9 protein-coding genes are annotated in these 11,415 nt (G+C 71.0%); 5 read left to right on the forward strand and 4 right to left on the reverse strand.

All coding sequences use genetic code 11. From position 1 onward, the window contains the following. Window positions 1-34 precede the first annotated feature (34 nt). The 4 genes from BLT43_RS17790 (at window position 35) to BLT43_RS17805 (ending at window position 5,109) form a co-directional block, all read left to right on the forward strand. Complete coding sequence (locus BLT43_RS17790; protein ID WP_242652353.1) at window positions 35-1,600, forward strand: ABC transporter substrate-binding protein; 1,566 nt, start codon at window positions 35-37, stop codon at window positions 1,598-1,600. An 88-nt stretch (window positions 1,601-1,688) separates the two neighbouring features. Beyond that, complete coding sequence (locus BLT43_RS17795; RefSeq protein ID WP_090115086.1) at window positions 1,689-2,645, forward strand: ABC transporter permease; 957 nt, start codon at window positions 1,689-1,691, stop codon at window positions 2,643-2,645. A gap of 12 nt (window positions 2,646-2,657) precedes the next feature. After that, window positions 2,658-3,473: an ABC transporter permease gene (locus BLT43_RS17800; protein WP_090115088.1), complete on the forward strand. Its 816-nt coding sequence runs from the start codon at window positions 2,658-2,660 to the stop codon at window positions 3,471-3,473. A gap of 10 nt (window positions 3,474-3,483) precedes the next feature. After that, complete coding sequence (locus BLT43_RS17805; RefSeq protein ID WP_090115090.1) at window positions 3,484-5,109, forward strand: ABC transporter ATP-binding protein; 1,626 nt, start codon at window positions 3,484-3,486, stop codon at window positions 5,107-5,109. Between the two features lie 9 nt (window positions 5,110-5,118). Here BLT43_RS17805 and BLT43_RS17810 read toward each other — a convergent pair whose 3' ends face one another. Next, window positions 5,119-5,655 (reverse strand): GNAT family N-acetyltransferase, encoded by a 537-nt coding sequence (locus BLT43_RS17810; RefSeq protein ID WP_090115092.1) that lies wholly within the window; start codon window positions 5,653-5,655, stop codon window positions 5,119-5,121. After that, window positions 5,652-6,884: a mandelate racemase/muconate lactonizing enzyme family protein gene (locus BLT43_RS17815; protein ID WP_090115094.1), complete on the reverse strand. Its 1,233-nt coding sequence runs from the start codon at window positions 6,882-6,884 to the stop codon at window positions 5,652-5,654. The genes BLT43_RS17810 and BLT43_RS17815 overlap by 4 nt, the downstream gene beginning before the upstream one ends. Window positions 6,885-7,069: 185 nt before the next feature. On the opposite strand from BLT43_RS17815, the gene BLT43_RS17820 reads away from it, so the two are divergent. Further along, a complete protein-coding gene (locus BLT43_RS17820; RefSeq protein WP_165612666.1) occupies window positions 7,070-7,660 on the forward strand; it encodes a nucleotidyltransferase family protein in 591 nt (196 codons plus the stop codon). 110 nt (window positions 7,661-7,770) lie between these two features. Here BLT43_RS17820 and BLT43_RS17825 read toward each other — a convergent pair whose 3' ends face one another. Both BLT43_RS17825 and BLT43_RS17830 read right to left on the reverse strand, forming a co-directional pair. Further along, on the reverse strand, window positions 7,771-8,328 hold the full coding sequence (locus BLT43_RS17825; protein WP_090115099.1) for a hypothetical protein: 558 nt from the start codon (window positions 8,326-8,328) through the stop codon (window positions 7,771-7,773). 342 nt (window positions 8,329-8,670) lie between these two features. After that, window positions 8,671-11,415, reverse strand: a 2,745-nt coding sequence (locus BLT43_RS17830; RefSeq protein WP_131802692.1) for a DUF4214 domain-containing protein, incomplete at its 5' end; no start/stop codon positions are given.

Consider the following 11,415-nt stretch of genomic DNA (forward strand, 5'->3'; position numbering starts at 1 on the left):
CCGGGGCAGGCACTGAAACAGAGGAGGATACCACTTGACCCAGTTCACCAGCTTCGCCGCCCCGAGCCGCCGCGGCTTCCTTGCCGGGTCCGCCGCCGCCGGCCTCGCGCTCGGCATGGGGCTCACCCCGGCCCGCGCCGCCGAGCCGCAGAAGGGCGGCACGCTGCGCGTCGGCTTCACCCAGGGCAGCACCTCGGACTCGCTCGACCCGGCGACCTATTCGAACGACTTCATGTTCGCCACGAGCTACGCCGTCTTCTCGACCCTGGTCGAGATCGCCCCCGACGGCAGCGCCAAGCCCGACCTCGCCGAAAGCTACGAGGCCACCCCCGACGCCGCGACCTGGACCTTCCGGCTGCGCGACGACGCCACCTTCTCGGACGGCAAGACCGTCGCGGCCAAGGACGTGGTCGCCTCGATCCGCCACCACATGGGCGAGCAGTCGAAATCCGGCGTGAAGCCGCTGCTCGAGCAGATCGCCGACATCAAGGCCGACGGCGACAATGTGGTGGTCTTCACGCTGAAGTCCGGCAATGCCGACTTCCCCTTCATCTTCAACGACTACCACCTGACGATCCGGCAGGACCGCGGCGACGGCACGATCGATCCCGACAGCCGGATCGGCACCGGCGGCTACGTGATCGAGGCCTTCGAGCCGGGCGTGCGGATCGAGCTGGTGCGCCGCGACGACTACTGGAAGCAGGGCGCGGCGCATTTCGACAAGGTGGTGATCCTCAAGGTCGGCGACGCGGCGGCCCGGATGAACGCGCTGATGACCGGCGAGGTCGACCTGATCGACCGCCCGGACCTCAAGACCATCCACATGCTCGAGCGCAACCCCAACGTGCGGATCCACACCCAGGACGGCACGCTGCACTACACCATGCCGATGCATGTGAACACCGCGCCCTTCGACGACGTGAACGTGCGCATGGCGCTCAAGCACGCGATCGACCGCGAGGCGATCGTGCAGAAGGTGCTCAAGGGCTACGGCACGGTCGGCAACGACCACCCGATCGCCAGCTCGATGCCGTTCTACAACGCCGATCTCGAGCAGCACGCCTACGACCCCGAGAAGGCCAGGCACTATCTCGGCAAGGCCGGCCTCGACAGCCTCGACGTGACGCTGCACACCGCCGACGCCGCCCTCAACGGCGCGGTCGACGCCTCGGTGCTGTTCTCCGAGGCCGCCAAGGCCGCCGGCATCAATGTCGGCGTCTCGCGCGAGCCCGATGACGGCTACTGGTCCAACGTCTGGCTGCAGAAGCCCTTCTGCACCAGCTACTGGGGCGGCCGCCCGACCCCGGACCTGATGTTCTCGGCCGGCTACGCCGCCGGCGCCGACTGGAACGACACCAACTGGCAGAACGAGCGCTTCAACGAGCTTCTGGTCGCGGCCCGCGCCGAGCTCGACCAGGGCCGCCGCGCCGAGATGTACGGCGAGATGCAGAAGCTGTGCCAGACCGATGGCGGCGCGCTGATCCCGGCCTTCGGCCAGTACGTCTCGGCGATGAACCAGAAGGTGCAGACGCCCGAGAAGGTCTCGGAGATGTGGGATCTCGACAGCCAGCGCTTCATCGAACGCTGGTGGCTCGCCTGATCGATCCCGTGCCCTTCCCCGCGGCGGCCCGTTTCCGGGCCGCCGCTTCCCTGACCGGCCTGCCCCTCCGGGCCGCGGAGACCCACACATGACCCGCCTGCAAAAGCTGATCCTCAGCCGCCTGGCGCTGGGGGTCGTGACCCTGTTCGCCGTCTCGGCGCTGATGTTCGTCGGCATCGAGCTGCTGCCGGGCGACCTCGCCCAGCAGATCCTCGGCCAGTCCGCCACCGCCGAGACCCTCGCCGCCTTCCGCGCCGAGCTCGGCCTCGACCAGCCGCCGCACCTGCGCTACCTCGACTGGCTCTCGGGCGTGGTGCAGGGCGATTTCGGCCAGTCGCTCGCCTCGCGCCGCGACGTGGCCGAGCTGCTCTCGACCCGGCTCGCCAACACCATGTTCCTCGCCGCCTACGCCGCCGTGATCGCGGTGCCGATCGCCGTCGTGCTCGGCCTGCTGGCGGCGCTGTGGCGCAACACTCTGTTCGACCGCTCGGCCAACATCGGCGCGCTGAGCGCGATCTCGATGCCCGAGTTCTTCGTGGCCTACCTGCTGATCCTCGTCTTCTCGATCAAGCTGGGCTGGTTCCCGACGCTGGCGCGGATCGACTCGGTCGACACGCTGGGCGGCGCGCTGCACGCCACCTTCCTGCCGGCGCTGACGCTGATCCTCGTGGTGATCGCGCACATGATGCGGATGACCCGCGCCGCGATCATCAACGTGCTCGCCGCCCCCTATATTGAGATGGCCCGCCTCAAGGGTGTGCCGCGCTGGCGGGTGGTGCTGCGCCACGCCCTGCCCAACGCGCTGGCGCCGATCATCAACGTCATCGCGCTCAACCTCGCCTACCTGATCGTCGGCGTGGTGGTGGTCGAGGTGGTGTTCTCCTATCCGGGCCTCGGCCAACTGCTGGTCGACGCGGTCGCGAGCCGCGACTTCCCGGTGGTGCAGGCGGTCGGGCTGTTCTTCGCCGGGACCTACATCCTGCTGAACGTCGCCGCCGACATCCTGTCGATCCTGTCGAACCCGCGCCTGCGGCACGGCCGCTGAGAGGAGAGGACCATGACGCTTCTCAGAACCGCCCCGCCCACCGCGATCTTCGGCCTGCTGGTGCTGGCCGCGACGCTGCTGATCGGCCTCTTCGCGCCGCTGGTCGCGCCCTATGGCGAGACCGAGATCGTCGGCGCCGAATACCTGCCCTGGAGCGCCGAGCACCCGCTCGGCACCGACAATCTCGGGCGCGACATGCTCTCGCGGATGATCTTCGGCGCGCGCAACACCGTGGGCCTCGCGCTCTTGACCACCGGCATCGCCTTCTCGGTCGGCGCCGCGCTCGGCATGTTCGCGGCGCTCAAGGGCGGCTGGGTCGACCAGCTGATGTCGCGCGCCGTCGACGTGCTGATGGCGGTGCCGCCGCTGATCCTCGCGCTGATGCTGCTGGCCATCATCGGCCCGTCGATACCCAACATGGTCGGCGTGATCGCGGTGATCTACCTCGCGCCGGTGTTCCGCCTGTCGCGCGCCGCCGCGATGAACGTGGTCGCGCTCGACTTCATCGGCGCGGCGCGGCTGCGCGGCGAGGGCACGGTCTGGCTCCTGCGCCGCGAGATCCTGCCCAACATCTCGTCCACTCTGGTGGCCGAGGCCGGGCTGCGCTTCTGCTTCGTGTTCCTGTTCATCGCGGCGCTGTCCTTCCTCGGCATCGGCATCCAGCCGCCGACCGCCGACTGGGGCTCGATGGTCAAGGAGAACGCGACGCTGATCACCTTCGGCGACGTCACGCCGCTGATCCCCGCCGGCGCCATCGCGCTGCTGACCGTCTCGATCAACTTCATCGTCGACTGGATGCTGCACCGCGCCAGCGGGCTGAAGAGCTGAGGAGGAGAACATGGGCAACCTGCTGACCATTCGCGACCTGCGGCTCGAGGCCGGGTCGAAGACCGACCCCACGGTGATCCTCGAGGGGCTCGACCTCGATCTCGACCGCGGCGAGGTGCTGGGCCTCGTCGGCGAGAGCGGCGCCGGCAAGAGCTCGGCCGGGCTCGCCGCCATGGGCTTCGTGCGCGACGGCGTGCGCATCGCCGGCGGGCGGATCGACTTCGACGGCACCGACCTCGCGCGCGCCTCGCATGCCACGCTGCGCCGGCTGCATGGCCGCCGCATCGCCTATGTCGCGCAATCCGCGGCGGCGAGCTTCAACCCCGCGCACCGGCTGATCGACCAGTTCGCCGAAGGGCCGCTGCTGCACGGCACGGCCGATGCCGCGGCCGCGCATGACGACGCCCGCGCGCTCTACCGCCAGATGCGGCTGCCGAACCCCGACGAGATCGGCTTCCGCTACCCGCACGAGGTCTCGGGCGGGCAGTTGCAGCGGGCGATGACGGCGATGGCCATGGCCTGCCGCCCCGATCTCATCATCTTCGACGAGCCGACCACCGCGCTCGACGTGACCACCCAGATCGAGGTGCTGGGCGCGATGCGCGACATCACCGAGCGCTACGGCACCGCGGCGATCTACATCACCCACGACCTCGCCGTGGTCAGCCAGATGGCCGACCGCATCACCGTGATGCGCCACGGCCGCGAGGTCGAGACCGCGGCCACGCAGCGGATGCTGGAAAGCCCCGAGCAGGACTACACCCGCTCGCTCTGGGCGGTGCGCTCGATCCGGAAACCGGCCGAGACCGGCCCGGCCGAGCCGCTGCTGACGCTCGACGGGGTGGGCGCGCATTACCGCAGCTTCAAGGCGCTCGACGGGATCGACTTCGCCCTCGCGCGCGGCCGCACCACCGCCGTGGTGGGCGAGAGCGGATCGGGCAAGTCGACGCTCGCCAAGGTGATCGCCGGGCTGATGGCGCCAAGCGAGGGCCGCGTGCTGTGGGACGGCGCGCCGCTGGCCGGGGATCACGCCAAGCGTTCGCGCGCGCAGCTGCGCGAGATCCAGATGATCTACCAAATGGCCGACACCGCGCTGAACCCGCGCCACACCGTGCGCGAGACGCTCGACCGGCCGGTGGCCTTCTTCACCGGGCTGAGGGGCAAGGCGCGCCGCGCGCGGGTGCGCGAGCTGATGGAGCTGATCGAGCTCGACCCCGACACCTTCCTCGACCGCCGCATCCCCGAACTGTCGGGCGGCCAGAAGCAGCGCGTCGGCATCGCCCGGGCGCTGGCCGCCAAGCCGCGCTTCATCATCTGCGACGAGATCACCTCGGCGCTCGACCAGCTGGTCGCCGAGGGCATCCTCAAGCTGCTGATCCGGCTGCAGAAGGAGCTGGGGCTCACCTACATGTTCATCACCCACGACCTCGCCACGGTCGAGGCGATCGCCGACGAGGTGGTGGTGATGAAGGAAGGCCGGATCGTCGAGGCCGGCCCGCGCGGGCAGATCTTCGAGGCGCCGCAGCAGGCCTACACGAGGCGGCTGCTGGCCTCGGTGCCGCAGATGGATGCGGGCTGGCTCGACCGCGCCCGGCGCGACGCGGCCGAGGCGCGGTCGGCCGAAACCGCCGCCTGAGCGCGCCGCTCAGCCGCCGAAGGCCGGGTGGTAGCGCACCCGGCCTTCGGGCGCGGGCCCCGCGAAACGGATCTGCTGGAAGTATTCCGGCGGCGCGCCCTCGAAGCCGACCCCGGGCCGCGCCGCGAAGCCGAAGCGCCCGTAATAGCCCGGATCGCCCAGCACCACGCAGCCGCTCGCGCCCGCGGCGCGCAGCCGCTCGAGCGCGGCGCGCACCAGCCGCGCGCCGATCCCGGCCTTCTGCCGCCCCGGCCGCACCGAGACCGGCCCGAGGCCGAACCAGCCCGGCCCGATCCCCTCGACCGGCGAGACCGCGACATGGCCGACCACCCGGCCCGCCTCCTCGGCCACCAGCGACAGCGTCAGCGCCCCGGCCTCGCGCAGCGCCGCGACGATCGCGGCCTCGGTGCCCGAGGCGTAGGGCACCTCCGAGAAGGCCGCGCGCGTCACCTCGCCGATCGCCGCCGCGTCGCCCGGCCGCTCGGCGCGGATCGCGGCGGCCGAGGGGCCGCCGCCCTCGCCCGGGCCGGGCGGCAGCGCGGTCATGCCTTCGGCGCCGGGGCGCCGCCCTCGAAGATGTTGCCGCGGGCGTAGTCGCAAGGCGCCTCGCTCATCTCCAGGTGCAGCCCCTCTCCCTCGTAGGGATGCGCCCGCGCCAGATCCTCGTCGATCTCGATGCCTAGGCCGGGCGCCTGCGGCGCCGACACGAAGCCCTCGTCGACCCGGATCGCTCCCTTGATCAGCCGGTCGTGGAACGGCGTCTCGATGGTCTCGGCCATCAGCAGGTTCGGGATCGAGGCGGCGAGATGGATGTTCGCGGCCCATTCGACCGGGCCGGCATAGAGATGCGGCGCGACCTGCGCGTTGAAGCTCTCGGCCAGCGCGGCGAGCTTGCGGGTCTCCCAGATGCCACCCGCGCGCCCCAGCGCCGGCTGCAGGATCTCGGCGCCGCCCGAACGCAGCAGCAGCGCGAATTCGGCCCGGGTCGAGAGCCGCTCGCCGGTCGCCACCGGCAGGCCGGTGGCGCGCGCCACCTCGGCGAATTCGAGCGGGTTGTCGGGCGGCAGCGGCTCCTCGTACCACAGCGGGTCATACTCGGCGATCGCCCGGCCGAGCCGGATCGCCCCGGCGGTGTTGAACTGGCCATGCGTGCCGAAGAGCAGGTCGGCCCGGTCGCCCACCGCCTCGCGGATCGCCCGGCAGAACGCCACCGAGCGGCTGATGTCCGACATCGCCGGCTGGTGGCCGCCGCGGATCGTGTAGGGCCCGGCCGGGTCGAACTTTACCGCCGTGTAGCCGCGCGCCACCGCGTCGGCTGCGGATTCGGCGGCCATCTCCGCGTCGACCCAGAACTCGGGCAGCGGGTGCTTTTCCAGCGGATAGAGGTAGGTGTAGGCGCGCACGCGTTCGTTCATCAGCCCGCCGAGCAGCGCCCAGACCGGCCGGTCGCGCGCCTTGCCGAGGATGTCCCAGCAGGCGATCTCGAGCCCGGAAAAGGCGCCCATCACCGTCGGGTCGGGGCGCTGGGTGAAGCCCGAGGAATAGGCGCGGCGGAACATCAGCTCGACGTTCTCGGCGCTCTCGCCCTCCATGTGGCGGGCGAAGACGTCGCGGATCACCGCCTCCATCGCCTTCGGCCCGACGGCGGAGGCGTAGCATTCGCCCCAGCCGGTGATGCCGTCATCGGTGGTCAGCTTCACCAGTATCCAGTAGCGCCCGCCCCAGCCCGGCGCGGGCGGAGCGACGGTCAGGATATCGAGATCTCTCAGTCGCATGGATCGTTCCCTTGCTCGTCGGTCGGCGCAGACGACAACAGGATGGCCCGGCGATGTCCAGTTGATGTCGGCCCTGCCCGGCCGCCGCCGCGCCCGCCGCCGCGATGTGCGGTGGACGGCGGCCGCCGCACCGCTATTCATCGGGTGCGGGCCGACGCGCGCCGCGGATCGCGGGATGGAAAGGAATGGCGAAGGAGATGATCGTCGGGCTGCTGCTGGCCGCGGGAAGATCGCGGCGCTTCGGGCCGCAGGACAAGCTGCGCGCGCCGTTTCGCGGCAGGCCGCTGGTGACGCATGCCGCCGCGGCGCTGCGGGCGTCGGGGCCGGACCGGCTGCTGGCCGTCTGCGCGGACCCGGCGGTGGCGGCAGTGCTCGACGGCTTCGAGATCGTGCCGACGGATCCCGAGGGCGGCCAGTCGGCCTCCCTGCGCGCAGGCGCGCGCCGGGCCCGCGCGCTCGGCGCCGCGAAGCTGCTGGTGGTGCTGGGCGACATGCCGCGGGTGCGGCCGGAGCTGCTGCGCGAGGTGGTCGCCGCCTGCGACGCCGCGCATCCGGCGGCGGCGCATGACGGGACGCGGATCATGCCGCCCGCCTGCTTCCCGGCCGCACTGCTGCCCGATCTCGAGGCGCTGGAGGGGGATCGCGGCGCGGCGGCGCTCCTGCGCGGCGGGGCCCCGGGGGCGGTGCGGCTCTGCCCGGCCGCACCCGGCCTGCTCATCGACATCGACACGCCCGAGGCGCTGCGCGCCGCCGAAGCCGACGCGCCGCACCGCTAGGGCATAGACGCTTGCATGCAGTATCACGGCATCGACGCCTCGCGGCCACGAGCCTCTCCCGTTCGATTAAGATCGTCCGCCCGCCGGCCATGCCCTGCTGCGGCGAACCTCTAGCCGAAGGCGGTCACCTCGCCGGGCAGCTCGATGGCATGGGCGATCTCGATAGCCTTCCCGATCAGGCCCGCCGCCTGCGCCACCAGCGCGAGGTCGCGGATGTCCATGGCGTGGATGCCCCCCGCACCGGGGGCCGCGCGCCAAGCCGCGCCATCGGTGACGAGCAGGAAGACCGGCGGTTGCAGCGTGGCCACCTCTTCTGCGCCGCTCGCCTGCAGCCGCGCAAGCGCCGCGAGCCGCTCCTCGGGGCGGCGCTGCCTGTCGTCGAGCTCCTGCCCCGCAGCCGCCCCGGCCCGCAGCAAGTGCAATGGCGGCGTGTGGCGATCGAGGAAGGCCGAGACCTCCCGCCCCTTCCGGCAATTCTGGCGCGAGGCGAAGAGATCGCGGATGGAGCCGAGGATGACGACATTCAGCGGCAGGTCGATCAGCAGGGACAGATGCCCCGAGATCCACAGGCTGTGAATGGGGGCGGGGTCGAGAACCAGCAGGCTTCCCGTGCCACCGCCCCGGCCGATGGCCTCGAGCAGCGCATCTCGAACCGTCGTGCCATCCATACCCGACCTCGACCCAGACCCACCTGACGCTAGGTCAGCATAACGCGCCCATGCGCGATCGGAAGACCGTTTTCACCCCGATCCCCGACGCAGCGGCAGGACCTGCCGGATACCGCAGCGCCCGGCCCGCGGGTCGATCGCCGCCCGGTGGAATTGCCCCGCTGGTCGCTCGCCCCCTCGAATGCCCTGCCCGACGAGCGCTCGGCCGCGATGCCCGCGGCGGCGGGAAACAGACCGGGCCGAAACCGGCTCGGACGCCGCATGCCATCCCCAGCCGCACGCGCCGGCCGCTCGGAGGCCGGCCCCTGCCCCGGAACCGGCCGCCCGATCGACCCTCAGCGATCAGGTGAACAGGTAGTCGACGGTCGTGATCTCCGAAAGGCTGGTCCGCTCGAACGTCACCTGCACGCCCTGATCGGAGAACACGACGCCCGATCCCACGGCGCGCATGTGGTCGAGCGCGTCGGCGGCCTCGCTGTAGCCGAAATCGACGAAGCGCAGCGTGTCCCAAGTCTCGAGGTGCAGGACCCTGTTGGCGCCATCCTCGTCGGCGTCGAAGACGAAGGTGTCCGCCAGCAGGCTGCCGGCCAGGATGTCGTTGCCCGGCCCGCCGTTTAGCTCGTCTCCCTCCAGCGACGCCATGTAGGCCGCGAAGGGTGCTGCGGTCTTGTTGATCAGCTCCTGGCTCTGGGCGAAGCCCTGAACGACGCCCTCACGGGACATGCCGCCGTCCATCCGTGCCACCCAGTTCCGCAGGCCGGTCGCGTCGGGATTGCGGTCCAGCACGTTGTTGTAGAGCAGGGTGACGAAGGCCGGGCTGTCGACCGCGCCGTAGGTGCTGCGGAACTCGGCCGAGTTGGTGAAGCCGCCGGCGATGTTGACGTAGCTCTGGCCATCCGCGAGCCGGCCGGCCCAGTTGCCGAGCCCTTGGACATCCGGGGCCCGGTCAAGCGTCGCCTGGTAGAGGCGGAAGACGTCATCGGCATAGGTCGCCCTGAGATGGTCGGCCTGCGCCTCGGAATAGGCGCCGGCCTCCGGCAAGGTCTTGAGCTTGAACTCGCGGCTTTCCGAGAAGCCGAGCACCACCTCCTCGCGCGTCACCCCCGTGGCCAGCCGCCCCACCCAATTGGTCAGGCCCGTCGCATCGGGGGCGCGGTCGAGGACGTTGTTGTAGAGCAGCCGCACGAAGGCCGTGTCGTTCAGCGCCCCGTAGACGGCCTGGAACTCGCGGCTGGCGACGAAGCCGGTGACCACGCTCAGCAGCGGATGGGTGCCCGCCTCCAGCCGGCCGGTCCAGCCGTCATAGCCCGTCGCATCCGGGGACCGGTCGAGCGTCGCGCGGTAGAGCCGGTAGACCTGCCCGCCCGCGACCGAGACGACGTTGGCCACCGCACCGCCGATCAGGAAGTCGTGCCCCGCCTCGCCGTGAAGGTCGTCGCTGCCCGCCCCGCCGATGATCATGTCCGACCCGTTTCCGCCCCGGACGCTGTCATTGCCGCCAAGCCCGTCGAAATAGTCGTCGCCGGCGAGAAGGTTGATGTCGTCCGGGCCGGCTGTCCCCTCGAGGCGGTCGTCACCCGGTGTGGGGATGCGCGGCCCGTTGAGAATGGTGACCACGCCGACCGGTGTATTGCCCGCAAAGGGCGCGCCGCTCACGGGGGTGAGCGCCAAGCCGAAGGTCTCGGTCGCCTCGTCCAGCCCGTCGCCGAGGATGTCCACCGAGACGGCGGCGCGCGACTCCCCGACGCCGAAGGTGACGCGGCTGTCGATGAGCCTGTAATCCTGCCCGGCGATGGCGCTCTGGTTCAGCGCCACCACGTCGAAGCTCAGCTCGGCCGTCGCGGGGCGGGACAGCGCCACCGGAATCTCGTAGCGCATCGCGTCCACGGCATGCTCGCGCGTGATGACCGGCTCGACCGCGATCGAGGTCTCGAGCCCGACGCCGTCATCGTCGCGGATGAAGCCCAAGGCGCTCGCGGTCGACGCGCCATCGGCAAAGGACCCGCCGACAAGAGCCGACAGCTGCAGCACCACGTGTTCATCGCGCTCGTCGATGTTGTCGCCGGAGATGCGGATGACGATCTCCTTGGTGGTCTCGCCCGGCGCGAAGCTCAACCGGCCCGACGTCGCGGCGGAGTTCAGCCCGTGATAGAGATCCTCGTCCCCCGCCGTGCCGGCAAGCGTCCGGTAGTCGAACGACACCGCGTCCGAGGCCGCCTCCGACAGGCTGACGACGAAGGTCAGGTAGTGCAACGAGGACTCGGTGTTGGCGGCGGCGGCGATCGAGACCACCGGCCCCGGCGTGGTGTCGTCATCGAGGATGGTGGCCTCGCCCGCCAGCCCCTCCACCCCGATGCTGGGCGTCGAGGGCGGGTCGAGCACCAGCGCGAAGCTCTCGGTCGGCTCGGCCGCCGCGTCGCCGAAGACCGGCACCCGCACCGTCTTGACCTCTTCGCCGATGGCGAAGTTCAGCGTGCCGGTGCGCGGCGCGTAATCCTCGCCGGCCAGCGCGCTGATGTCGCGCGTGGCGTAGCCGACGCTGAAGGCTTCCTCCGCCGGGCGCGACAGCCGGACCTCGAACTCCGCCTCGCGGGTGCCGCTGTCGCCCTCGACCAGCACCGGGTCGGAGACGAACAGCGCGAGGTTGCTGCCGGTGCCGTCATCGTCGCGGATCACGCCGGTGGCGCGCAGCGTGGTCTCGCCGCCGGCGAAGCTGGCATTCGGCGTCAGCTCCGACAGCTGCATCACCACGCTCTCGTCGCGCTCGTCGAGACTGTCGCCGGAGATGCGGATGACGATCTCCTTGGTCGTCTCGCCCGGTGCGAAGCTCAGTTGGCCGGACGTCGCGGTGGAGTTCAGCCCGTGGTAGAGATCCTCGTCCTCCGCCGTGCCGGCGAGCGTCCGGTAATTGAACGACACCGCGTCCGCGGCCGCCTCGGACAGCCTGACGACGAAGGTCAGGTAGTGCAACGAGGACTCGGTATTGGCCGCGGCGGCGATCGAGACCACCGGCCCCGGCGTGGTGTCGTCATCGAGGATGGTGGCCTCGCCCGCCAGACCCTCCACCCCGATGCTCGGCGTCGAGGG

Origin of the sequence: Limimaricola pyoseonensis, assembly GCF_900102015.1 — a bacterium.
Taxonomy (GTDB): domain Bacteria; phylum Pseudomonadota; class Alphaproteobacteria; order Rhodobacterales; family Rhodobacteraceae; genus Limimaricola; species Limimaricola pyoseonensis.